The sequence below is a fragment of the Microbacterium sp. LjRoot205 genome, from assembly GCF_056175745.1.
In genome coordinates this window covers 587,425-611,245 of sequence record NZ_JBGFFH010000001.1, presented here as the reverse complement: position 1 = coordinate 611,245, position 23,821 = coordinate 587,425, and the positions used below count along the sequence as shown (strand labels likewise).

At 69.2% G+C, this 23,821-nt stretch carries 22 protein-coding genes; 7 read left to right on the top strand and 15 right to left on the bottom strand.

Annotated features, from left to right (window positions below):
- Positions 1 to 4 precede the first annotated feature (4 nt).
- The 6 genes from AC04ME_RS03060 to AC04ME_RS03035 all read right to left on the bottom strand — a co-directional run bounded on the left by AC04ME_RS03060 (position 5) and on the right by AC04ME_RS03035 (position 6,737).
- Complete coding sequence (locus tag AC04ME_RS03060; RefSeq protein ID WP_042538343.1) at positions 5 to 1,027, bottom strand: FecCD family ABC transporter permease; 1,023 nt, start codon at positions 1,025 to 1,027, stop codon at positions 5 to 7.
- 53 nt (positions 1,028 to 1,080) lie between these two features.
- Positions 1,081 to 2,115, bottom strand: coding sequence for an iron-siderophore ABC transporter substrate-binding protein (locus tag AC04ME_RS03055; protein WP_475433529.1), 1,035 nt, complete (start codon positions 2,113 to 2,115; stop codon positions 1,081 to 1,083).
- Positions 2,116 to 2,497: 382 nt separating this feature from the next.
- Positions 2,498 to 2,701, bottom strand: coding sequence for a cold-shock protein (locus AC04ME_RS03050; RefSeq protein WP_042538190.1), 204 nt, complete (start codon positions 2,699 to 2,701; stop codon positions 2,498 to 2,500).
- Positions 2,702 to 2,777: 76 nt separating this feature from the next.
- A complete protein-coding gene (locus AC04ME_RS03045) occupies positions 2,778 to 5,663 on the bottom strand; it encodes a helix-turn-helix transcriptional regulator (RefSeq protein ID WP_475433527.1) in 2,886 nt (961 codons plus the stop codon).
- A gap of 68 nt (positions 5,664 to 5,731) precedes the next feature.
- Positions 5,732 to 6,097 carry a hypothetical protein gene (locus AC04ME_RS03040; RefSeq protein ID WP_475433525.1) on the bottom strand — a complete coding sequence of 122 codons (366 nt, stop codon included), beginning with the start codon at positions 6,095 to 6,097 and terminating at the stop codon, positions 5,732 to 5,734.
- Positions 6,098 to 6,281: 184 nt separating this feature from the next.
- Entirely contained in the window at positions 6,282 to 6,737 is a 456-nt protein-coding gene (locus AC04ME_RS03035) for an SRPBCC family protein (RefSeq protein ID WP_042538348.1), read from the bottom strand.
- 121 nt (positions 6,738 to 6,858) lie between these two features.
- On the opposite strand from AC04ME_RS03035, the gene AC04ME_RS03030 reads away from it, so the two are divergent.
- Positions 6,859 to 7,893 (top strand): FUSC family protein, encoded by a 1,035-nt coding sequence (locus AC04ME_RS03030; protein WP_042538197.1) that lies wholly within the window; start codon positions 6,859 to 6,861, stop codon positions 7,891 to 7,893.
- A 33-nt stretch (positions 7,894 to 7,926) separates the two neighbouring features.
- On the opposite strand, the gene AC04ME_RS03025 is transcribed toward AC04ME_RS03030, so the two are convergent.
- Positions 7,927 to 8,115 carry a hypothetical protein gene (locus AC04ME_RS03025; protein WP_042538199.1) on the bottom strand — a complete coding sequence of 63 codons (189 nt, stop codon included), beginning with the start codon at positions 8,113 to 8,115 and terminating at the stop codon, positions 7,927 to 7,929.
- Positions 8,116 to 8,219: 104 nt separating this feature from the next.
- Between AC04ME_RS03025 and AC04ME_RS03020 the strand changes: the two genes are divergently transcribed.
- The 3 genes from AC04ME_RS03020 to AC04ME_RS03010 all read left to right on the top strand — a co-directional run bounded on the left by AC04ME_RS03020 (position 8,220) and on the right by AC04ME_RS03010 (position 12,277).
- Positions 8,220 to 8,888, top strand: a complete 669-nt coding sequence (locus AC04ME_RS03020) for a DNA alkylation repair protein (protein ID WP_475433522.1) — start codon at positions 8,220 to 8,222, stop codon at positions 8,886 to 8,888.
- A 34-nt stretch (positions 8,889 to 8,922) separates the two neighbouring features.
- Positions 8,923 to 9,636, top strand: a complete 714-nt coding sequence (deoD, locus tag AC04ME_RS03015) for a purine-nucleoside phosphorylase (RefSeq protein WP_079112088.1) — start codon at positions 8,923 to 8,925, stop codon at positions 9,634 to 9,636.
- A 127-nt stretch (positions 9,637 to 9,763) separates the two neighbouring features.
- The gene (locus tag AC04ME_RS03010) at positions 9,764 to 12,277 is read left to right on the top strand and encodes a DEAD/DEAH box helicase (protein ID WP_475433520.1); all 2,514 of its coding nucleotides are present in this window, start codon (positions 9,764 to 9,766) and stop codon (positions 12,275 to 12,277) included.
- A 70-nt stretch (positions 12,278 to 12,347) separates the two neighbouring features.
- Here AC04ME_RS03010 and AC04ME_RS03005 read toward each other — a convergent pair whose 3' ends face one another.
- From AC04ME_RS03005 to AC04ME_RS02990, 4 genes are read right to left on the bottom strand one after another with little or no spacing between them, the layout of a single operon-like run.
- Positions 12,348 to 13,382, bottom strand: a complete 1,035-nt coding sequence (locus AC04ME_RS03005; RefSeq protein WP_475433518.1) for an acyltransferase family protein — start codon at positions 13,380 to 13,382, stop codon at positions 12,348 to 12,350.
- On the bottom strand, positions 13,379 to 14,335 hold the full coding sequence (locus AC04ME_RS03000; RefSeq protein ID WP_079112085.1) for a D-alanine--D-alanine ligase family protein: 957 nt from the start codon (positions 14,333 to 14,335) through the stop codon (positions 13,379 to 13,381). The genes AC04ME_RS03005 and AC04ME_RS03000 overlap by 4 nt, the downstream gene beginning before the upstream one ends.
- Entirely contained in the window at positions 14,332 to 15,468 is a 1,137-nt protein-coding gene (gene alr / locus AC04ME_RS02995) for an alanine racemase (RefSeq protein WP_475433516.1), read from the bottom strand. The genes AC04ME_RS03000 and alr overlap by 4 nt, the downstream gene beginning before the upstream one ends.
- The gene (locus tag AC04ME_RS02990) at positions 15,465 to 16,073 is read right to left on the bottom strand and encodes a M15 family metallopeptidase (protein WP_475433514.1); all 609 of its coding nucleotides are present in this window, start codon (positions 16,071 to 16,073) and stop codon (positions 15,465 to 15,467) included. The genes alr and AC04ME_RS02990 overlap by 4 nt, the downstream gene beginning before the upstream one ends.
- Positions 16,074 to 16,175: 102 nt before the next feature.
- Here AC04ME_RS02990 and AC04ME_RS02985 point away from each other — a divergent pair, with 102 nt between their 5' ends.
- Together AC04ME_RS02985 and AC04ME_RS02980 are read left to right on the top strand one after the other, a co-directional pair.
- On the top strand, positions 16,176 to 16,847 hold the full coding sequence (locus tag AC04ME_RS02985; protein ID WP_042538211.1) for a response regulator transcription factor: 672 nt from the start codon (positions 16,176 to 16,178) through the stop codon (positions 16,845 to 16,847).
- A gap of 28 nt (positions 16,848 to 16,875) precedes the next feature.
- Positions 16,876 to 17,958, top strand: coding sequence for a sensor histidine kinase (locus AC04ME_RS02980; protein ID WP_475433511.1), 1,083 nt, complete (start codon positions 16,876 to 16,878; stop codon positions 17,956 to 17,958).
- Between the two features lie 236 nt (positions 17,959 to 18,194).
- On the opposite strand, the gene AC04ME_RS02975 is transcribed toward AC04ME_RS02980, so the two are convergent.
- Positions 18,195 to 18,851 carry an FMN-dependent NADH-azoreductase gene (locus AC04ME_RS02975; RefSeq protein ID WP_475433509.1) on the bottom strand — a complete coding sequence of 219 codons (657 nt, stop codon included), beginning with the start codon at positions 18,849 to 18,851 and terminating at the stop codon, positions 18,195 to 18,197.
- A gap of 77 nt (positions 18,852 to 18,928) precedes the next feature.
- Between AC04ME_RS02975 and AC04ME_RS02970 the strand changes: the two genes are divergently transcribed.
- On the top strand, positions 18,929 to 19,267 hold the full coding sequence (locus tag AC04ME_RS02970; RefSeq protein ID WP_475433507.1) for a winged helix-turn-helix transcriptional regulator: 339 nt from the start codon (positions 18,929 to 18,931) through the stop codon (positions 19,265 to 19,267).
- A gap of 129 nt (positions 19,268 to 19,396) precedes the next feature.
- Here the strand turns inward: AC04ME_RS02970 and AC04ME_RS02965 are convergent, their stop codons facing one another.
- From AC04ME_RS02965 to AC04ME_RS02955, 3 genes are all read right to left on the bottom strand, one after another.
- The gene (locus tag AC04ME_RS02965; protein ID WP_311877211.1) at positions 19,397 to 20,917 is read right to left on the bottom strand and encodes an SDR family NAD(P)-dependent oxidoreductase; all 1,521 of its coding nucleotides are present in this window, start codon (positions 20,915 to 20,917) and stop codon (positions 19,397 to 19,399) included.
- A gap of 241 nt (positions 20,918 to 21,158) precedes the next feature.
- Positions 21,159 to 22,364, bottom strand: coding sequence for a hypothetical protein (locus AC04ME_RS02960; RefSeq protein ID WP_475433505.1), 1,206 nt, complete (start codon positions 22,362 to 22,364; stop codon positions 21,159 to 21,161).
- A gap of 74 nt (positions 22,365 to 22,438) precedes the next feature.
- Positions 22,439 to 23,656: a hypothetical protein gene (locus AC04ME_RS02955; protein ID WP_475433503.1), complete on the bottom strand. Its 1,218-nt coding sequence runs from the start codon at positions 23,654 to 23,656 to the stop codon at positions 22,439 to 22,441.
- Between the last annotated feature and the right edge of the window lie 165 nt (positions 23,657 to 23,821).

The window sequence follows — 23,821 nt, the reverse complement described above, 5'->3', positions numbered from 1 at the left end:
GCGCTCACAGTTCACGCACCTTCTGACGGCGGACGATCCAGATGAAGAACGGGGCTCCGATGATCGCGGTGATGATGCCGACCTGGATCTCCTCCGACGAGGGCGCGATCACGCGGCCGACGATGTCGCTCGCGAGAAGCAGCGCTGCGCCGGCCATGGCCGAGAACGGCAGAAGCCAGCGGTGGTCGGTGCCGATCAGCATCCGGCAGACGTGCGGAACGACGAGTCCGACGAAGCCGATCGGACCCGCGATGGCGGTGGCGGCGCCGGCGAGGATCACGGCGCCGAGCGCCGACATGAGGCGCGTGCGGAAGACGTGCTCGCCGAGACCCTTGGCCATGTCGTCGCCGAGGGCGAGGGAGTTCATGCCGCGGGCGCTCACGAAGCAGATCAGCGCTCCCAGCGCGAGCACGGGCGCCGTGATCGCGATGCGCGGCCATTCGGCGCCGCCGACGCCCCCGATCTGCCACGACTGGAATGCCTGCAGGAGGTCGACGCGCGGCAGCATGATGGCGCTGATGAGCGAGGCGAAGGCGGCCGACGTGGCTGCACCCGCGAGGGCGAGCTTGAGAGGAGTGGCGCCGCCGCGGCCGAGCGAGCCGACCGTGTAGACGAAGGCTGCGGCGAGTGCGGCGCCGATGATCGCGAGCGCCATCTGGCTGTATGCGTCGGTGAGGCCGATGAACGCGAGACCGATGACGACGGCGAGCGAGGCGCCGTTCGAGACACCGAGGATGCCGGGATCGGCGATCGGGTTGCGGGTGACCGCCTGCATCGTCGCGCCGGAGAGGGCGAGGGCGGCACCCACGAGGAGCGCGAGCACGGTGCGCGGGAAGCGCTTGATGATCGCGGCCTGGGCGAGGGTGTCATCCTGCCCGCTGAGCGCGGCGAAGATGTCGTCGATGCTCACGGAGCGCACGCCGAAGCAGATCGACAGGATGCAGAGCACGAGCAGCACTCCGAGACCGACGAGCAGCCAGAGCGAGCGCGCCCATGCCGGGCGCCGCAGGTCTGCGGTGCCCGGCATGGGAAGGGTGACAGCGGTCACGGGAATTCAGTGCGCGAGGGTGACGCTGAAGGTCACTTCGCGGCGAGCGGTGCCGCCAGCAGGCCGAGGTAGTCGGAGAGCCCCCACGGGATCGACAGCGGCGAGGGGTTCGCCGACGCGGCGATCGGAGTGGCATCCGGGAGGATCGCGATGCGGCCCTCGGCGATGGCCGGGATCTTCGACAGCAGCGGGTCTGCCTGCAGCGTCGCGATGAGCGACTCGTCGCCGTAGGTCACGAAGACGTCGACGTCAGCGAACTTGTCGGCCTCTTCGGAGCTCACGGTCAGGTAGAACTGGTCGCTGTCGGCGTTCTCCTCGACGACGGACGGCAGAGGAAGGCCCAGGTCGTCGTGCAGGTATCCGGGGCGCGTGTCGATCGCGGTGTAGTAGCCGACCTGGCTCAGGTCGCTCGGGTCGATGTAGGCGAAGAGGACCTTCCTGTCCTTGAGAGCGCTGTTCTCCTCGAGAGCGGCCTCGGCGTCGGCGTGCAGATCCTCGATGAGGGCATCGCCCTCTGCTTCGAGTCCGAGAGCCTTCGAGTTCATCTCGATCATCTCGTCGACCGGCGTGCCCCAGGCGACCTCGGGGTACGCGACGACCGGAGCGATCTTCGAGAGAGTGTCGTACTCCTCCTGCGTGAGGCCGGAGTACGAAGCGAGGATCACATCGGGCTCGGTGTCGGCGACGGCCTCGTAGTCGATGCCGTCGGACTCGTCGAAGAGCACGGGCTCTTCGCCGCCGAGCTCGTCGAGCTTCTCCTCGACCCAGGGCAGGATGCCGTTGTCGTCGTCGTCGCCCCACGAGGCCTTGCTCATGCCGACGGGAACGATGCCGAGCGCGAGGGGAACCTCGTGGTTGGCCCAGGCGACGGTCGCGACGCGCTCGGGCTTCTTCTCGATCGTGGTCTCGCCATAGACGTGCTCGATCGTGACGGGGAAGGCACTGTCATCGGCGGGGTTTCCGCCGGCGGAGTCGGAGGTCGAGTCGTTCGACGGCGTCGCGCAGGCCGTGAGGCCGAGGGCGAGGGCCGCGGCGACGCCGGCGGCGAGAAGACGAGAGGTGCGCACAGGCATTCCCTTCGGGTTGGGATGAGGGGGTGCGGCGCGGAGGGGCGCCAGGCTTTGGTAAGCCTGGCCTAATCTAACAGAAAGTTAGGCAAGCCTCATCTCGGGTCCGGGCGCCGGGCGGCGTCCATCCCGCGCGTGCCTGGTCGAAAACGCATGTCCGGATGCAGGCTCGACCCCGCAGCGGTCAGCAGCGAGTCCGCGCGTGCGGGGTCAAAAACGCATCCCCCACGCCCGATTCGGATGCTTTATTGACCTCGCACGCCCGCTCAGATGCGTTATTGACCCCGCACCGCATCACGTCCGTCTCGGAAAAGCGCTCGGGCATAGAGAAAGCCGGCCGGATCCGTGAGGATCCGACCGGCTTCAGGAAGTCTGCTCGCGCTCAGAGAGCGCGGATGTTCGCAGCCTGCATGCCCTTGGGGCCACGCTCAGCGTCGAATTCGACCTTCTGGTTCTCACGGAGCTCCTTGAAACCGGAGCCGGTGATTGCCGAGTAGTGGGCGAAAAGGTCGTCCGTGCCGTCATCGGGAGCGATGAAGCCGAAGCCCTTTTCAGCGTTGAACCATTTCACAGTGCCAGTGGCCATGTGTTTTCTACTTTCTTTTTCAAACGGCCGCTTGCGCGGCCTGCGCCGTGACGGAACGTCCGACATACGCGCAAGCTCAACGTACCACGGCATCCTGACGTGAAACCCCGAAGTTCGGATTCTTTTGAAGGACCGCCGCCTCGGTGCGCGTGCTGACGCCGAGTTTTCGCAGCACGGCCGACACGTGAACGCTCACCGTCTTGACGCTGATGAAGAGCCGCTCGCCGATCTGACGATTGCTCAGCCCCTCGGCGATCAGGTCGAGAACCTGCCGTTCGCGGGCCGTGAGCGGGTCGGACTCTTCCGCGCTCTGCGCACTCGCCGGTGCCGCCGCGAGGCCCGCCGCAGCCGCGAACGCACCGATCGTCCGGGTCAGGGGAACGTGCCCGAGGCGTTCGCCCTCGTTCATCGCATGGGCGAGCACCGCCGTCGCCTCGGAGCGATCGCCGGCATCGACCAGCAACCGGGCGAGCTCGAGCCGGGTGATGAGGCGGAAGGTCACGGGCACGTCATCGCCGTCGGCGAGTTCGACGGCTTCTCGCAGGCTCTGTGTCGACGGCGACAGCAGCGACTCGAGAATCGACCACCACGTGTCGCCGAGCAGCTGACCCGGCTGGGCGAGCCACGCCGCTCGGACTTCGTCGCTCGCCTCGCTGACGTCGACACCCGCCGCCCGGAGCTCGGCGATCAACCAGCCCGCCTCGAGAAGAAGCCGCCTCTGGTGCAGGAAGACCGGACCGTCATCGGCGAGCATCGCACGGATCTCGTCGAGCGCACCTGCGTGGTCTCCTCCCCCCTCGGCGACGGCGACGCGCATCATCACCTCGTCGTACCAGATCTGCCGCTCGACACGACCGGTCTCCTCGAAGGCGGGATGCCACTCGCGCAGGATCTCGGCCGCCTCGTCGTGTCGCCCTCGCCACGAGAGCACGCGCACGCGGGTCATCGAGGAGTACATGTGAGAGATGCGCAGCGTCCTCTGCGCGAGTTCGCGGGACAGCATCCCCTCGACCCGCTCGATCTCCCCCATCTCGAGCAACGGCACGGCCATGTTCTGCGTCATCAACGCACCGGTCGTGCGTTCGACGCCGAACGCACGCGCTCTGGCCAAGCCGTCTTCGGCCACGGAGACGGCATCTCTATAGCGCCCGAGCAGCCCGAGCAGGTCGGAGTAGTTGACGCGATATCGCATCTCGGGGTTCGCACTGCGCGCCAGATCGAGAGCGGCCGCATACTCCCGGTGCCCGGCCTCGAGATCACCGAGCTGTGCTCGAGCCCCGCCGCGCACGTTCGCGGCGATCGACGCCTCATCGTCGGCCCCGACCCGCTCGGCGCGCTCACCGGCCTCGGTCGCCAGCGCGATCGCGTCATCGAGTCGCCCGGCGATCATGTAGCGACTCGCGAGCTGATTGAGCACCGATGCGCGCAGTCGATCATCGTCGACCTGCCTCTCGAGGATCTCCAGCGACTGCTGCAGCAGCTGGATCGGCCCCGATCGGCCGAGGTTCATCATGTAGTAGGCCTTGTCTCGCAGCAGCCTCGCGTGCATCCGCGGGTCGACGGTGTCGGGGTCTACCTCGTCGAGCGCGAGATTGACGACAGCAAGCGCTCGCTCGCCGTCACCGGCGTTGCGGAGCACCGAACCCAGAGTGCGAAGCACCTCGAGGCGACCGAGACCCACGACGCTCTCGGCGTCTGGCACCTGGATCCACAGATCGAGGGCGAGCTCTCCGAAGCGTGCCGCGCTCGCGAAGGCGAACCGCGACTTGGCATCGAACATCGCGGCGACGGCCGCGGCGAGCGCTCGGTGGTCGTCTTGCGCGAGCTGCCAGTGATAGGCGAGCGCGGCCGAGCCGGCGGTGTCGGAGCCTTCGCAGTTCTCCTCCAGCGCCTCGGCATACGCTCGGTGCAGCCGCGCCCTCTCACCCGGAAGCAGATCGTCGTGCACGGCCTCGCGCAGCAGCGCGTGCCGGAATCGATAGTCGTCGTCGGCCACGACGAGGATGCCGCTGAGCGTCGCCTCACGGATCGCCTCATCGAGGCGCGCCTCGGCCAGACCCGCGAGCCGCGTGACCAGCGGATGGGTCAGCGGACGCTCCGCCCCCGAGACCACCTGCACCACCCTCCTCGCGTCATCGCCGAGTCGGTCGAAACGGGCCAGCAGCAGATCACGCAGGCTGCCCGGAAGCGGACCCGAGGAGCATCCGGCGAGCTCTTCGACGAAGAAGGGAACTCCTTCGGCGCGGTCTTGGATGCGCTCGAGAGCCGCATCGCTGAGGGGCTGCCCGGTGATCGATTCGGCGAGCTGGCGAACCGCCGAGGCCTCGAGCCGTTCGACGGTGACCCGCTCGAGCAGGCGCGCGCGAGTGGACTCACCGATGAACCGGCTGACCGCGTCTCCGCGGCGGACGTCGTCGGAGCGGCAGGTGAGGAGAAGAAGGATGCGCCCGTGGGTCAGCGTGCGCAGCAGGAAGGAGAGGAGCGCGAGGGTCGATTCGTCCGCCCAGTGCAGGTCTTCGACGACGAGCACCTGCGGCGCGTGCTCGGCCGCGGCCTCGATGAGTGCCGCGATCGCATCGCGCAGCCTGTCGGGGCTGGTCTGCGAGCGCTCGGTGGGATTGAGTTCGGGCAGCAGCATCCCCAGAGCCTCGACGCCGACACCGAGCTCTTCGCGCACCCGATCTGCGCCCATGCGCGTGACGATCGAGCGAAGAATGCCGGTGATCGGCCCGAAGGGCGTGCGCGAGGCCCCGAGATCGAGGCACCACCCGACATGCACATCGGCTCGGTTGACCACCTCGGCGCCGAACTCGCGCAGCAGCCGGGACTTGCCTATGCCCGCCTCGCCCTCGATGAGCGCCGCGAGCGGGACCCCCTCGACGACTCGGTCGAAGAGGCCGCGCACGACTGCGATCTCGGCCTCTCGGCCGACCATCGCAGCGCTCGCGGCGGAGAGTGACATGGACTCATCGTCCCACTCTCCTCCGACATCCGGGCGGGGTGGCGCGGTCGGTGCCAGGGATGCCGAACTCACCGAACCGCCGCGGGCTCGCAGCAGACGGCGGCCAGACCGGCGGATGGTGCAGCAGGCGCCATTTCAGCGGGCGCAGCGACCCGCGAGGCTCGCGGAGCGACCGTCATGACGGTGCGCGTGGCGGCCGCGGCGGCATCCGGTGCAACGTCCGCGGCAGGATGCGCGGCGGCATCCGGCCCATTCGGCTGTCGCCGGGTGACTGTGCGCAGCATCCGCTGTCCGAACCGTCCCACCGGACCGGGCGTCCGCGGGACGATCTGGTCGGCGTGCTCGGCGAGGAAACGACGGCGTTCAGCCGCCTGCTCCAGACGCTCGTTCTCGTACTCGCTGATCTTCTCGGCGAAGTAGGGGTGCTCGTACATGACATCTCCTCAGTTGGGATGTCCTCAGACTCCGCTCTGAGGTGCCCCGTCGACATCGGGAGGATGCCCTATCTTCTGCGTCGAGCGCGCCCTAGGCCGCAGGCAGGCAGACTGCGAGCAGGCAGCGAAAGAGGCCCGGGCGGTGATGGGGGCACCACCGCCCGGACCTCGGATCAGGGGTCGATCAGGCGTCGACGTCGCCGCGCCAGGCACCGGTCTCGGCGCCGCGCTTCTCGATGAACTCCTTGAAGTTCTTCAGGTCCTTCTTCACGGCGTGCGAGCCGGCGCCGACGAGCGAGCCGACCTTCTCGAGAAGGCCCTCGGGCTCCCAGTCGATCTGCACCGTCACGCGAGTCGTGAGGTCCTCGAGCTTGTGGAAGGTCACCACGCCCGCGTGCTCGGTGTCGCCACCGACGCTCTTCCAGGCGACGCGCTCGTCGGGGTGCTGCTCGGTGATCTCGGCGTCGAATTCACGCGTCGCACCGCCGACCTTCACGGTCCAGCGGTTGTGCGTGTCATCGATCTGGACGATCGACTCGACCTCGTCGAGGAAGTGGGGGAAGCTCTCGAACTGCGTCCACTGGTTGTAAGCGATGTCGACCGGAACGTGTACGTCGATGGTCTCGATGATCTGCGCCATGTGATGCTCCTCACTGTTCGTCGTTCGTGTGATCCCATTCAGCTGCATGCGACGGGGATCCGCGACGGGGTTGACATCGAGGGCGCCACGACCGAGCATGCGCGCGAGTAGCGTGGAGTGCATGCGCATCCACGCCGCGATCCGCGCCTCGAAGCGCTCGCCCCTGCTGCAGGTGGTGAAGTCCGCCGCGGCGACGATCGCCGCGTGGCTGCTGGCCGGCTGGGTGGTTCCGGGGCAGTTGCCCGTGTTCGCCGCGATCGCAGCGCTCCTCGTCGTGCAGCCGAGCGTCAACCAGTCGCTGTCGAAGGCGCTCGAGCGCAGCATCGGCGTGATCGTCGGCGTCGTGATCGCGGTGGCTCTCGGCCTGCTGCTGGGTTCGCCGAGCTGGATCGTGCTGCTCGCCATCGTCGTGGCGATGCTGGTCGCGTGGGCGTTCAAGGCGACGCCGGGCACCGGCAACCAGGTCGCGATCTCGGCGATGCTCGTGCTCGCCCTCGGTTCGACCCCCGACTATGCGATCGCGCGCATCTTCGAGACCCTGATCGGCGTGGTCATCGGCATCGTCGTGAACGCGCTGATCGTGCCGCCGGTGCTGGTCGCCCCCGCCCGCCGCGACCTCGGACTGCTCGGCAGCGAGCTCGCCGCGAGCCTCGACCGTCTGGCCGACGCGCTGCCCGAACCGCAGACGCCCGCGAAGCTGCAGGAGCTCATGCTCGAGGCCCGGCTGCTGCGCCCGATGAAGGATGCCGCTGAGGCCTCCATCGCGGCCGGCGAGGAGTCTCTCACCCTGAATCCGCGTCGCTCGACGCACCGCGAGGAGCTCCGCGAGATGCGGGCGCTGCTCGAGCGACTGTCACCGATCGTGACGCAGACCATCGGGATGACCCGTGCGTACTTCGACCACTACGACGACTCGATCGGCCAGGAGCCGGCCGTCACGGCGATCGCCGAGCAGCTGCGGCGTGCGGGGCATGACGTGCGGCTGGCCGTGCAGATCGCCGACGTGTCACCCGAACCCGAGACCCTGACTTCGGCCATCCCCGCGCTCACGGCGCCGCTCGTCATCCGGCCGCCGTCGTCGACCCACTGGATCCTGATCGGGTCGCTGATGGAAGACCTCCGGCGCATCCGCGGGGAGCTCGTCGAGGAGGAGTGAGCGCTGCCCACTCACGAGGGGGCGGCGGTGGGGTCAGTCCTGGTCGGGGTCGTCGGCGAGCACGTCGCCGTCGTCGTCGGAGGCAGGGCCCGAGGGGACGGCAGTCGCCGGCTCTCCCTTGTTGTCTTCGGTGCCGAGGTTGTCGTTCTCCTCCGCACCGGGCGACGGCTCTGTGCTGATGTCGTTGCGCTCGGACTCGATGTCATTGCTGTCGCGGTTCATGCGCGTTCCTCTCGTCGGCGTTCGGTCTGCGTGCACGCGAGGTTACGGGCCATCAGCCCCTGAAGCGCGGGCCTTGACAAGCACCCGAGGCCTACCCTGGTCACATGCCCGACATGACCGTGCCCGAAGCCCTCGCCGAACTGGCAGCCCTCGAGGATCCGAAGATGCGCGCCGCCAACGAGAAGCGCGGCGACGACCACGGCATGAACCTCAGCCGGCTGCGCGGGGTGGCCAAGCGCATCAAGACCGACCAGGCCCTCGCGAAGGACCTGTGGGCGACCGGCGAGACGTCCGCCCGTCTGCTCGCGCTGCTCATCTGCAAGCCGCGCGAGTTCACCGCGGATGAGCTCGACGCGATGCTGCGCCAGACCCAGGCCCCCAAGGTCAACGACTGGTTCGTGAACTACGTCGCCAAGAAGACTCCGCTCGCTGAAGAGCTGCGACTGCGCTGGTTCGACGACGCAGACCCGACGGTCGCCGCCGCCGCCTGGTCGCTCACGACCGTGCGCGTGGCGAAGGATGCCGACGGCCTCGACCTGGAGCACCTTCTCGACCTGATCGAGCGCGACCTGGTGGATGCCCCGAAGCGCCTGCAGTGGGCGATGAACGAGACGCTCGCGAACATCGGCATCTTCCACCCGGAGCTGCGGGCCAGGGCGCTGGAGATCGGTGAACGCCTGCAGGTGCTCGCCGATTACCCCACCGCCCCCGGCTGCACCTCGCCGTTCGCCCCGATCTGGATCGGCGAGATCGTGCGCAGGCGCGAGGGCTGAGCATCCTCATCGGATCCCCTCGTACGCTGAGGCCATGAGCACGCACATCGCCGCACAGCCCGGTCAGATCGCCCCCATCGTCCTGTTCCCCGGCGACCCGCTGCGGGCGAAGTGGATCGCCGAGAACTTCCTCGACGGCGCCGAGCTGTATTCCGAGACCCGCGGGATGCTGGGCTACACCGGCACCTGGAACGGCCACCGCGTCTCGGTGCAGGGGTCGGGCATGGGGCAGCCGTCGATGGCGATCTATGCGAGCGAGCTGTTCGAGGAGTACGGCGTGCAGACGATCGTGCGCGTCGGCTCATGCGGGGCGCTGACCGAGAAGCTCAAGGTGCGCGACATCATCATCGCGAACGGCGCCTGCACCGATTCGGGCATCAACCGCGTGCGCTTCCATGGACTCGACTACGCACCCGTCGCGGACTTCGGGCTGCTGCGCGCCGCGGTCGAGGCGAGCGAGGCCGAGCCGCTCGACGCCGCCGTGCACGTGGGCCTGCTGTTCTCGAGCGACCAGTTCTACAGCACGCGCCCCGAGCTCACCGAGCCGTTCGTGCAGCACGGCGCGCTCGGCGTCGAGATGGAGGCCGCAGGGCTGTACACCCTCGCGGCGTTCCACGGGCGCCGCGCCCTGGCCATCTGCACGGTGTCCGATCACATCGTCACGGGCGAGCAGACCACCGCTCAGGAGCGCGAGCAGACGTTCGGCGACATGATCCGCATCGCGCTGCGCGCCGCGACCTCGGTCTGAGGCGTTCACAATTCAGCATGAGATCGTGCTGACCGCTCGAATCCGGTGATCTCGGCCGCATCGGACGATTCCCTGCTGAGTACTGCACGAGGTTCGCCCGTGCCGGAGGTGGGATGATCGACAGACCATGCCTGCGATCCTCGACCACACGACGCTGACCGACGGATCCGATGCGGATGCCGTCTACACGGCGTTCGTCGAGTGGGCGGAGTCGACCGGCATCAGTCTCTACCCCGCGCAGGACGAGGCTGTCATCGAGATCGTCTCGGGCAACAACCTGATCCTGTCGACGCCCACCGGCACCGGCAAGTCGCTCGTCGCGATCGGGGCGCACTTCGCGGCACTCGTCGAGGGGCGTCGCTCGTTCTACACGGCGCCGATCAAGGCGCTCGTCAGCGAGAAGTTCTTCTCCCTCGTCGACGTGTTCGGCGCCGCGAACGTCGGCATGATCACCGGCGACTCCTCGGTCAACCCCGATGCGCCGATCATCTGCTGCACGGCGGAGATCCTCGCGAACCTCGCACTGCGACAGGGCACGGATGCCGCGGTGCACCAGGTCGTCATGGACGAGTTCCACTTCTACGCCGACCCCGATCGAGGGTGGGCGTGGCAGGTGCCGCTGCTCGAGCTGCCACAGGCGCAGTTCATCCTGATGTCCGCGACGCTCGGCGATGTCTCGCAGCTGTCGAGCGACCTCACCCGCAGGACGGGCCGCGACACGGCATCCGTCACGGGCGTCGAGCGTCCCGTGCCGCTGCACTACTTCTATGAGACGACGCCGATCCACGAGACGATCGACGACCTGCTCGGCACCGGGCAGGCCCCGATCTACGTCGTGCACTTCTCGCAGGCGGCAGCGATGGAGCGGGCACAGGCGCTGTCGAGCACAAAGGTCGCCACGCGTGAGCAGCGCGATGAGATCGCCGCGCTGATCGGCGGATTCCGGTTCACCACCGCCTTCGGCAAGACCCTCTCGCGGTTCCTGCGTGCGGGCATCGGCGTTCACCATGCCGGGATGCTGCCGAAGTACCGGCGCCTCGTCGAGCAGCTCGCCCAGCGCGGACTGCTGCGCGTGATCTGCGGCACGGACACCCTCGGCGTCGGCATCAACGTGCCCATCCGCACGGTGCTGCTCACGGCTCTGACGAAGTTCGACGGCACCCGGATGCGGCAGCTCAGCGCGCGCGAGTTCCACCAGATCGCGGGGCGAGCGGGACGCGCGGGCTTCGACACCGCCGGCACCGTGGTCGCCCAGGCTCCCGAGCACGAGAGCGACAACATCGCCGCGATCAAGAAGGCCGGCGACGACCCGAAGAAGAAGCGCAAGATCATCCGCAAGAAGGCACCCGACGGCTTCGTGTCCTGGGGCGAGCCGTCGTTCCGCAAGCTGATCGACGCGGAGCCCGAGACACTGACCTCGCACATGCAGATCACGAGCGCGATGATGCTCAACGTGATCGGCCGCGGCGGCGACGTGTTCGGCAACATGCGTGCGCTGGTCTACGACAACCACGAGCCTCGCAAGAGGCAGCGCGAGCTCGCACTGCGCGCCATCGGCATCTACCGGACGCTGCTCGAATCGGGCGTCGTCGAGCAGACGGACGACGGCGAGATCCGCCTCACCGTCGACCTGCAGCCGAACTTCGCGCTGAACCAGCCGCTGTCGCCGTTCGCCCTCGCGGCCTTCGACCTGCTCGACCGCGATCCGGCTGCGGGCACGGGAACCGGCTCCTACGCCCTCGACATGATCTCGATCGTCGAATCGACGCTCGACGACCCTCGGGCGATCCTCGGGCAGCAGGAGTTCCTTGCCCGCGGAGAGGCCGTCGCCGCCATGAAGCGCGAGGGCATCGAATACGACGAGCGCATGGAGCTGCTCGAGGAGATCACCTACCCGAAGCCCCTCGATGAGCTGCTCACGGCCGCGTTCGAGACGTTCGGCGCCGCGCAGCCGTGGATCCGCGACTTCGAACTGCACCCGAAGTCGGTCGTGCGCGACATGTACGAGCGGGCCATGTCGTTCGGGGAATACGTCGCGTACTACAAGATCGCCCGCTCCGAGGGCGTGGTGCTGCGCTATCTGTCCGACGCCTACCGGGCAGCATCCCAGACGATTCCCGAAGAGGGTAAAGACGAGGACCTCCGCGACCTGATCGAGTGGCTCGGCGAGCTCGTCCGTCAGGTCGACTCGAGCCTGCTCGACGAATGGGAAGAGCTCGTCAACGGCGTGCTGCACGGCCCGGATGACGAGCCGATCGTGCCGCCCGCTCCGAAGCGCCTGACGTCGAACACCCGCGCTTTCCGCACCCTCGTGCGCAACGAGCTGTTCCGACGGGTGCAGCTCGCGGCACGTGAAGACGTCTCCGCTCTCGCGGACCTCGACCCGTCGTTCGGTGCGGACGCCTGGTCGGACGCACTCGACGGCTACTTCGCCGACCACGACGAGATCCTCACCGGAGCGAACGCGCGCAGCGCACAGCTGCTGCTCATCACCGAGGGCACGACCGAGTGGACCGTCCGCCAGATCCTCGACGATCCGGCGGGCGATCACGACTGGGGCATCTCCGCGACCGTCGACCTCGCCGCCTCCGACGAGGAGGGCGCTGCGGTGCTCACCGTGACGGGCGTCGACCGGCTCTGAGCGCGGTCGGACGCCTGATCCTTCCCCGGCGGCCTGACCGCACACGCCTCCTCCGTCAGCAGTCCGGGGCTCAGTCAGCAATCCGTGCCTGAGTCATCCGGTCGATCGGTCGCAGCGGATCGAAGAGCACCCCGAGCCCCACTCGCACGAGGCCGGCATGCACCGCGAGGCAGACGGTGATCACCACCGCGGTGAGGACGATCGGCCAGACGGCCTCGACCGCCGGCGTCACGACCCATCCGGATCCGCGCAGCGCACCGTCGATCAAGGCGAGCGGAATCATGTGGATCACGTAGATCGGCAGCGTGCGCTGTCCCACCCACCGCAGCGGCCGCGCGATGACGCTCGCATGTCGGTCGATCGTCACGCACGCCATGACCCCGAATGCCACCGCGACGACCGCGAGAAGCGGCGATACTCCCGGCCATCGACGCATGCCGAGCACTCCGACCGCACCGACGGCCGCGACATATGCCCCTCCGAGCATGAGCATCCGCAGCGGCGTCGCACCCGCGGCGAATCGCTCGATCACGCTCCGCAGCCGCAGCCCCGCGAGGAAGAAGAACAGGTTCTGCACGAGCTGCCACAGGTTGCCCAGGTCGGGGATCACCCCCGCCGCCGCGACCGCAGCGATCACGAACGCGACCGGCAGCACCACGGCGGTCGGTACGTGCCTCACGAGGCGCGCGACGAGCAGGTACACGGCCAGGGCGAGCAGATACCAGAGGTTGGTCGGGCTGATCGTGAGCTGCGCGAGCAGCTGCCATCCGTTCTCCGCCCTGGCCGTGTCGAAGTCCGGAGTGAGGGCGAGCACGAACGTCTGGATCACGACCCAGATGACATAGACCGCCGCGAGGCGGCCGGCGCGACGTCGCCAGGGGGTGCCCGCGGGCGCGTTCACGGCGCGCGCTGCGAACATCCCCGAGATCAGGAAGAACAGCGGCATCCGCAGCGGCAGCAGCTGCGCGTTGAGCGTCGCCCAGGCATCGGTGACGGGCCCGGCACCTGAGACCGCGATCGCGTGCTTGGTGACGACGTGCCAGAGCACCACGAGGATGATGCACACGCCCTTCGCGACATCGGGCCAGCCGACGCGCGCGGTCACCGCCCCGGCACCTCGGCGGCGCGGACGAGGCGCGACACCAGCTCGACGTACGACACGTCGGCCGCCGCGAACATCCGCGGCACCTGGGATGCCGCAGTCAACCCCGGCATCGTGTTGACCTCGTTCAGCACCGGCCCCTCGGCGGTGAGGAAGAAGTCCATGCGGGCGACCCCGGCGCACCCGAGGGCGTCGAACATGGTCAGCGCGGCGCGCGTGAGCGAGATCGCCTCAGCCCCCGAGAGCTGCGCCGGCACCGTGAACCGCGCACTGCCGTCGTACTTCATGGCGGTGTCGAACAGCCCGGCCGCGTGGATCTCGAGCGACGGCGCCGCCCAGCGCACCCCTCCGGACTCCTTGATCACGGCGACGTCGACCTCCCTCCCGTGCACGACCTCCTCGACGAGGATGCGTCGATCGAAGCGCGCCGCCTCCCGCAGCGCCGCACCGAGCTCGGCCTCCTCACGCACGAGCGAGACCCCGTAGCTCGACCCGGCCGACACGGGCTTCACGACCACCGGGCCATCGAACTCGGAGTCTCCGCAGTCGGCTGCATCGATCAGTCGGCCGCTCGCGGTGCGCAGCCCCGCCGCGTCGGCGACGAGCTTCGTCGCCCACTTGTCCATGCCGATCGCCCCGGCGCGCGGCCCTGACCCGACCACCCGCACGCCCGCGAGAGCGCACAGAGAAGCGAGCGATCCGTCTTCACCCAGCGCTCCATGCACCGCAGGGAATACGACATCAGCTGCGGCTATGAGCGGCATCGCGAGAACGAGCGACTCGGCGGCGGTGGCACCCTCCGAGACGCCCGCCACCTCCCAGACACCCTCTCGTGAGATGGTTACCGTGCTGACGTCGTATCCGCCGACACGCAGCGCGTCGGCGACCGCGGCCGCCGACGCGAGCGAGACCTCGTGCTCGGCGTTCTGCCCTCCTCCGATGACCAGCACTCTCACGCGATCGCCCTCTCGACCCGGCGACCGATTCCCGTGACGATCGTGTGCGGGATGCTCCCCGCCCACCGGGCCCACTCCTGCACGGTCGGCACCGCCCCGCCCTCCGGGCCGAACACCACGGCTGTGGTGCCTCTGGGCGGGGTCAGATCACCCGTGTCGACGACGATCTGGTCCATCGACACCCGCCCGACGATCGGACATCGGATGCCGTCGATCGCGACCGCTGCCCCCACGGCGAGCTCCCGCGGGATGCCGTCGGCATAACCGACGCCGATCACGCTCAACCGGGTCGCGCGCTCGGTCACATATGCGCCGCCGTAGCCGACCGGGGTCCCTGCCGGCACGACGCTGCTGTGCACGACGGATGCCGTCAGCCGCGCCGCACCCTGCAGCGCCACGCTCTCCGACGGGTCTATGCCGACGAGGCCGGCGCCGACGCGCACCATGTCGAAGTGCGTCGCCGGATCCGTCAGCGTGCCGGACGTCGCCGCGAGGTGCACGATCAGCGGACCGAAGCCGGCGCGCAGCACGGCATCCCTCGCCTGCCTCATCCGCAGCACCGCCGGCGCGTTGATCGCGGGGTCAGCGGCGTCGGCGTCGGGAAGATGCCCCATCACCCCCACCACCTCGACGCGACCGCGTCCGGAGCGTGCCACCCGCAGCAGCTCGGCCCAGTCCTCGAGCGGCACCTCACCCCGCGACATCCCCGTGTCCATGTGCAGATGCACGCGCACGCGTCCGTCAGGCAGCGACGACGCATCGGTGATCAACTGGCGCAGCTCGTCGACAGAGCCGACCGCGATGTCGACGCGATCCGCGACGACCTGCGTGACGTCGACCCCCGCCGGATTCAGCCACGCGAGGATCGGCACCTCGATGCCCGCATCACGCAGCTCGGCGGCGTCCCCCGCGTCGGTCACGCCCAGCCATTCGGCTCCGGCGTCGATCGCGGCGAGAGCGACGGCGACGGCGCCGAGACCGTAGCCGTCGGCCTTCACCACCGCCATGATGCGGGACTCGGTGGCCGTCCGCATCCGCCCGACGTTCGCCGCGACCGCGTCGCGAAGGGTGTGCAGGGTCGGTGCGTGCATGCGCGAGAGCGCGAGGTGCGGGGTCGTGAGAGCGGTGGTCATCGCTGGGTCCTCGGGTCGGCAGTCGGGTCGTCGTACATCAGGGGGCAGCCGTTCGCCACGGCTGCCGGACGCAGCTCGAAGTGCCACCGCTCGTTCGCATAGATCTGGCACAGACCGAACTCATCACCGTGCTGCGCCAGCCAGTCCTGCGCGATGAGCGGACCGAGGTCGATCGCATCCCCCGACACGTGCTCCGAGTTCTCGGGCGTCGCGACCCAGCGCGCGGCCTCTTCCTCGGATCCGTATTCGGCGACCGCATCCTGCCGCAGCACCTGCTGGTACTCGGCCGACCTCCATCCGCTGTTCACGTGCATGCGCACGCCGTCCTGCTCCGCCGCCGTGGCCGCAGCGCGCACCGCGGCCAGCAGATCGGAGTCGAGGTTCGTCACGGCGGGAGTCTCGTCGAACACCGACACGGTGCCCTCGTCGCGGATCACCCCGTCGGCCTCGGAGAGAGAGACAGGAGAGACGGTCGGTGCGACGGATGCCGACGCCAGAGACTGCTGGCCGATCAGCACGGCCGAGCCCGTGATGGCCGCGGCGAGCAGGGCGACACCGATGATCGCGGCGAGGCGTCGCTGTCTGAGGGAAGAGCGTGTGTTCATGTCCTCAGTCAAGAAGGGGGTCTGTTGCGACGGCGTATGCGCTTTTGCATATGCTCCCGATATGTGGGGGTGCGTAAGCTCTGAGCACATGGGAGCTGTGTCGTGAGGGTGCTGATCGTCGAAGACGAGCCCTACCTCGCAGAGGCCGTGCGCGACGGACTGCGGCTCGAGGCGATCGCCGCCGACATCGCCGGCGACGGAGACACCGCACTCGAGCTGCTCAGCATCAACTCCTACGACCTCGCCGTGCTCGACCGCGACATCCCCGGCCCCTCGGGCGATGACGTCGCCCGCTCGATCGTGGCGTCGGGCAGCGGCATCCCGATCCTCATGCTCACCGCGGCCGACCGCCTCGACGACAAGGAGACAGGTTTCGAGATCGGCGCCGACGACTACCTGACCAAGCCGTTCGAGCTGCGCGAGCTCGTGCTGCGCCTGCGTGCCCTCGATCGCCGACGGCAGCGCGTGCGGCCACCCGTGCTCGAGGTGGCGGGGCTGCGGCTCGACCCGTTCCGCCGCGAGGTCTTCCGTGACGGCAGGTACGTCGCGCTCACGCGCAAGCAGTTCGCCGTGCTCGAGGTGCTGATCGACGCGGGCGGCGGGGTCGTCAGCGCCGAGCAGCTGCTCGAGCGTGCGTGGGATGAGAATGCCGACCCGTTCACGAACGCCGTGCGCATCACGGTCTCGTCGCTGCGCAAGAGACTGGGTGAGCCCTGGCTGATCCTCACGGTGCCGGGCGTCGGCTATCGCATCGGGACGGATGCCGATGGCTGACCAGGTCCGCACACCGAGGCGCCGCGGCATGAGCGCGCGATGGAAGCTCACCCTGAGCTACGCGGGCGTCGTCGTCGTGTCGGGCATCGGGCTGCTCGCGGCGGTCGCCTTCTACCTGCTGCGGTACGTGCCCGACGTGAACATTCCCAACGATCTCGACCTGTTCGTGCCGAATCGCTCCGACCTGATCCGCGCCTTCATCCCTGCGGCCGTCGCGATGATGCTCGTCCTGCTCGCTATCGGGCTGGGCGGCGGCTGGATCATCGCCGGTCGGATGCTGGCTCCCCTCGACCGCATCGGGCGCGCTGCCCGGCTCGCGGCTCAGGGGTCGCTGTCGCATCGGGTGGCCCTCGAAGGGCCGCGCGACGAGTTCCGCGACCTGGCCGACGTCTTCGACTCGATGCTCGAGCAGCTCGAGGCGCACGTCGCCGAGCAGCAGCGGTTCGCCGCCAACGCCTCGCACGAGCTGCGCACCCCGCTCGCGATCTCGCAGACCATGCTCGAAGTCGCCCGAAACGACCCCGATCGAGACGTCGACGCGCTGATCGACCGGCTGCACGAGGTCAACACGCGGGCGATCGAGTTGACCGAAGCGCTGCTGATGCTCAGTCGCGCCGAGCGCCGCTCATTCACTCGCGAGCCGATCGACCTCTCACTGCTGGCCGAGGAATCCGCCGAGACGCTGCTTCCGCTCGCCGAACGCCGCGGCGTGACGATCGACGTCGGCGGCGACACCGCGAACGTGCTCGGTTCTCCGGCCCTGCTCCAGCAGCTGATCACCAACCTCGTGCACAACGCGATCGTGCACAATCTCGCCGAGGGCGGCACCGTCGTCGTCCGGACGCACACCCTGCCGCATGCCGTCGCGCTCGTGGTCGAGAACACCGGCGACGTGCTGCCTGCCCATCTCGTGGCGACGCTCGCCGAGCCCTTCCAACGCGGTGCCGACCGCACCCGCAGCGACGATCATGGGGGCGTCGGCCTGGGCCTCGCGATCGTGCAGCGCATCGCTCAGGCGCACGAGGGGTCGCTCGTGCTCACCGCTCGCCAGGGTGGCGGGTTGAACGTGACGGTGTGGCTGCCGCATCCGTTCCCGGGGCCCCTCGCCTGACTGTCTCCGTCTGAAACCGGGCATCTGAAGCCGGGGCGCCGCCGGTCCGGGGCTGAAGCCGCATGCCGGACGTCCAGGACTGATGCCGACGGTCTAGGTCGGATGCCGTCTGCAGGACCGAAGCACGGATGCAGGACCGGAAACGTCGTTCAGTCCCGCATCCGTGCTGTGATCCTGCAGACGGGCCGCCGCTGATCGGGGCCGCCCCGATGGGACGGGCCCCTCCGGATGCCGGGTCAGGCGACCTGCTCGCCCCGGAGTGCAGCGAGCTCGCGGCCGTAGGTGCGCGCCGACTGCTCGGCGTTCTCCTTGAGCTCGCGGGCGGTGTCGGCGAAGGCGTCGAGTGCCGGGTTCACACCCACGAGCGTGAAGGGCCGCTCGACGACGCGCAGGTCGAGGCCCCAGACGTCCTCGAGCACGCGGCGCAGCCATCCGGTGGAGTGGTCCCAACCCTCCTTGGGGGTTCCCGGTGCGTAGTTGCCGCCGAGCACGGTGACGAGGGTCGCGGGCTTGCCGCGGAGCGCAGTGCCCTGGGGGTCGATGCGCGGATCGGTGTACGCCAGGTCGAACCAGGTCTTGAAGTGCTGCGAGACGCCGTAGTTGTAGAGCGGCACGGCGAACAGCAGCGCGTCGGCGGCGATCAGCTCGTCGGCGAAGGTCGTGGCGAGAGCGCGGGCCGCACGCTGGGCGTCGGTGCGCTGCGCCTCGTCGACGAAGCCGCCGGTCACAGCATCCGCCCATGCCGTCGCGGGCACGGGGTCGGCGGCGAGGTCGCGGCGGGTCACGGTGGAGTCGGGGTGGGATGCCGTCCACTCTGCTTCGACGAGGTCGGCGAGCGAACGGCTGGCGGACGACGCAGGAAGGATGCTGGCGTCGAGGCGGAACAGGGACATGGAGGTGCCTTTCGTTTGCGTAGTCGCTCTGTTTTTCTTAGCGACTCGCGTTAACGTAGCACAGGTATGATGGGGCCATGGCCGAGATCGACGAAGGGCGTCACGTGTGCGACGCCGCCGTCACACTGGCCTTCAGCGTGCTCGGCAAGCGCTGGAACGGCATGATCGTCTCGTCGCTCGGCGGGGGCTCTTCGACCTTCGTCTCACTGCGCCGCGCAGTCTCGGGCATCAGTGACACCGTGCTCTCCGACCGTCTCGCCGAACTCGCCGAGGCAGGACTCGTCGCCCGCGCGGTCGACGCGGGCCCGCCGGTCACGGTCTCGTACTCGCTGACCGACAGCGGCCAGGGGCTGCTGCCCATCCTCGATCAGCTGGGCACCTGGGCGTCCGCGAACCTCGAGCTCCGCGCTCGTTGACGCCGGCCGAGTGGTCGCCTCCCGCACCCCACCCAGTTGACCGATTCCCGTCGGGCTGACCGGGCCGATCCGATCACCCAGCCATCCGGGCACTCATCAGCCAGACGACCGGGTGTGCGGCCGCCCGAGTCACCAGGGGCTGGGCTCGTAGTCCTTCAGGAAGACGCCGTGGATGTCTTCGCCGGCCTCGCCGCGCACGATCGGGTCGTACACGCGGGCGGCTCCGTCGACGAGGTCGAGCGGGGCGTGGAAGCCCTCCTCGGCCAGACGCACCTTCGTGTAGTGCGGGCGCTCGTCGGTGATCCAGCCGGTGTCGACGGCGGTCATCAGGATGCCGTCGGTCTCGAGCATCTCGCCGGCGCTCGTGCGCGTGAGCATGTTAAGAGCGGCCTTCGCCATGTTGGTGTGCGGGTGGCCCGGGCCCTTGTAGCGGCGCGAGAACTGCCCCTCCATGGCCGAGACGTTGACCACGTACTTGCGGTTCGACGACGATGCGGCCATCGAGGCACGCAGGCGGCTGATCAGCAGGAACGGCGCGGTCGTGTTGGCGAGCTGCACCTCGAGCATCTCGAGCGGATCGACCTGGTCGATCGACTGCACCCAGCTGTTCGAGGTGTTCACGTCCGGCACGAGACCTCCCGCGTCGATCGCGGTGCCGTCTGCGTGCTTCTCGAGCGACGACGACCCGGGGGCCATCGCGAGACGTGCGAGGTCTTCGGCCGTCAGCGCCTGGCCGCCCTGCGCGGCCACGGTTCCGCCGAGGGCCGCGACCGACAGCAGCGGGTGCGAGTCGACCGAGGCCTGCAGCGCCTGCGGGTGCGGGTCGACAGTGTGCCCGAACGTCTCCATCTCGGGCAGGGGTCCGTCGGGAAGCGGCTGCAGTTCGGCATCCGCCAGCAGTGAATACGAGCCCGGCGAGCGGCGCACGGTCTGCGCCGCGTTGTTGATCAGGATGTCGAGCGGACCCTGCGCGGCGACCGAGTCGGCGAGCCCGATCACCTGGGCGGGGTCGCGCAGGTCGATGCCGACCACGCGCAGGCGGTGCAGCCAGTCGCCCGAGTCGGGCAGCGCCGAGAAGCGGCGAACCGCATCGCGGGGGAAGCGCGTCGTGATCGTCGTGTGGGCGCCGTCGCGCAGCAGCCGCAGCGCGATGTGCATGCCGATCTTGGCGCGGCCTCCGGTGAGCAGCGCGCGCTTGCCGGTGAGGTCGGTGCGGGCGTTGCGCTTGCCGTGACTGAAGCGCGCGCAGTCGGGGCAGAGCTGGTGATAGAACGCGTCGACCACCGTGTACGGCTGCTTGCAGATGTAGCAGTTGCGGGGCTTGAGCAGCTCGCCCGCGATGGGGGCGTCGACGACACTGGTCGCGAGGTCGTGGCCACGGGTCTCGTCGTCGATGCGGTCGGGGGCACCGGTGGCGGTGCGGGCGACGACGGCCCTGTCGGCGTCGGCGATGGCATCGCGGATCTCTTTGCGACGCACGCGCTTGACGGCCTTGAACATCGCGGCGGTCGCGTGGCGCACGGCGACGAAGTCGGGGTGCTCGTTGTCGATCTGGTGCAGTTCGGACAGAACCCGCAGCGTGGTGGCCAGATCTTCGGGGTCGATGCCGGGTCCGAGGTCGGGTGCAGCGTCGGAGGGGGCATCGGTCATTGTGCCGATTTTACGCGAGATCGCGCGGTGCTTTCCTGGGAAGGCTGGACCGCGGACCGCCGGTCGGCGTTCACAACTCAGCAGGAATCGGCGTCGTCGACGAGAGGCGGGCCGAAACAGCGGGAAAAACGGCTTCCCGAGTCGCTGTCTGTGCTGAATTGTGAACGCCTCACTGCTGAGGGGCGGGACCGCGCACGGCCCCGCCCCTCAGCATCCGATGGCTCCGGTGGCTCTGACCGGGTCAGTGTCCGGCGGCGCCGACCACCACGAACTCGCCGGGCACGACGTCGAGCGTCGCCTCGGCCGAGATCTCGCCGGTGTGCAGGTCGACGGCCAGGATGCGGTTCTCCGCGGGCTCCGTCACGTACGCGATGTCTCCGACGACGCGCAGGCCCGGGTGCGGCTGCTGCCACTCTTCGGGGCTCTCCCACGGCTCGATGACATCCCACGAATCGACGACAGCGCCGGCCTCGTCGAGCACGTTGAGCGTGCCGTCGGATGCCAGCACGATGATGTTGTCGTGGCCGTCACGGCCGACCCCGCGCCAGGTGTACTCCACACCCTCGGGCAGGGCGACGACGGACAGGGTCTGCGCATCGGTGTCCACGAGCGCGAGCTGCGAGAGCAGGTAGCCCTCCTGATCGGGGTCCGACTTGTAGTCGAGCGCTGCGATCGCGCTGGTGTCAGTCACGTAGGCATTTCCCGAGCGACCGAACGCGTCGGGCGCGTCGAGCTTCGTGAAGGCGCCGTCTGCGAACACGAGCACGCCGTCTTCGCAGCCGAACACGATGGTCTCACCCTTCAGGGCGCCTTCGCCGTGCACCCCGGGGCACTGCTCGTCGCGGGCGAGCTCCGAGCCGTCGTCGGCGAGCAGACGCACGCCGCTGCGCGACTCCGACGTGCCGATGGTCGACAACAGCGTGCCGTCCGACAGCTCGATGGCGACGCCGTGGTGAGCCGCTTCCGACTCGACGGTCTGCGACTCCGGCAGGGTTCCGGTGCCGACGGCATCGGTGTCGAAGAGGGTCACGTCGCCGGTGCCGTCGTCGAACAGCGCGGTGCGCCCGGCATGCGGGGTGGCGTGGCCGGGGGTGACGGCGTCGAACACCTCGCCCGTGAACTCGACGGTGTCGGACGCGAGACCGGTGTCGAGCACGTGGAAGCCGTCGGCCGCGGTGACGAAGACGTGTCCGTCATGGTCGCCGGCCGGGTTGACGCGCAGGAATCCGTCGAGCTCGGCGGAGTCGACGGTCTCGAGGGTCTCGCCGTCGAGCACGACGATGCCGCCGTCGTAGGCGACGGCGACCCTCGTGTCGCCCTCGTGCGCCGATGAGGATTCGGCTTCTCCGGACGCGGATGGCGCTGCGGTCGCGCATCCGGCGAGCGCGACCACGGCGAGCGCGGCGATCGCGCCGGCCGCGAGGCGGCTGCGGGCAGGTCGATGCATGGGGTTCTCCTTCTTCTGGGTGGGTGCGCAGGCTGCGCGTGACGACGGACGCCGTCGATGAGTTCGGGTGCGGCTCAGCCGACGAGCTGGATCTGATGGGGATCGAGGCCGTCGAGGGTGCGGGTCACGGCACCGTCGGCGTGGTCGATCTCGAACACGGCTCCGGTCGCCGGGTCGGCGACATAGGCATGGCGGGCGTCGACCAGGAGCTGCACCCGATCGCGCAGGGAGGGGTCGGAGGCGGATGCCGCGAGGAGCGGCTCTGTCCTGGCGAGCTCGGTGCCGTCCGGAGCGAGCACGCGCACAGTGCCGTCGGTCGCGATCACGACCGTGCGGCTCTCGTCGTCGCCGATCGCCGCGGCTCGGAGCAGCGGGGTGTCTGTGGCGAGCAGCATCCATTCGCGGGCTCTGACGTCGAGCAACCAGGCGCCCTGGTCGGCGGCGATGCCCGCGAGGTCGGGGCGGTCGGCGCGTCCGGCGAGGTCGGAGGCCGGCGCGGATCCCACCGGATACGGGATGAGCTCAGCGGCGAGCGCTCCCCCGACCTGTCGGGTGACGAGCACCGCTCCGGTGTCGCAGGCGAAGACGGCGCCGACGCGGGTGAGGTCGGCATCGGTCGAGCTCGTGCAGGGCGCGCCGACGCCGGTCGCGGTGCCCTCGGTGTCGACGATGTGGATCATCTCGCCTGCGGCCGCGAGGAGGTGTCCCGAGAACGGGACGACGGGGCCGGTCGGATCGACGGGGAGAGTGACGCGTGGGGCGTCCTCGATGTCGGCGAGCTTCTCGTGATCGACGAGAGCGACCTCTCTGCCGAAGCGGACGGCGGTGGCGGTGTCGCCGACCCGGATGTCGGCGGGGCCGGTTCCGTCGATCGACCCGGTGATGCCGGCATCGCCGAGGAAAGAGTGCGTGTGGTCGCCGTGCGGCACCGTCCACCGGCCCGAGTCGATGATGTCGACACGGGTGCCGTCTCCGTCGACATGGATCAGGTGGGCGAAACGGCCGACGCCGAGCACGGCATCCGCATCCGCATCCGCATCCGCGAGCGTCGAGCGTTCTGCGGTCTCGAGGTCGAGCAGGGTGAGCTCGCCGTCGGCGTCGGCGATGACGAGTGCGAGCGCCGGCGATGCGACCTCGGCGGCTCCCCCGCCGTCGACCCCGTCGTTCGGCGCGACCGCCGCGCTCGAGGCGGGTGCAGGAGCATCGGATGCTGCGCACGAGGTCACGGTCAGACCGGCGGCGAGCAGCGAAGCGAGAACGAGTGTGCGGCCGGCGCGGGGAGAGGGGGTCACGAGACTCCACACTATTGAGAACGATTCTCAATCTCAAATCGAGGCGATGTGCGTGGGAGTTCGGGCAGGTCGGACGACACGGCGAAGTCCGCGTGCATGGGGGAGTCCGTGGGCGTGTGCGCCGTCTGGATGCGGAGAACTGGGACTTCTGGGCGCTTTTCACCG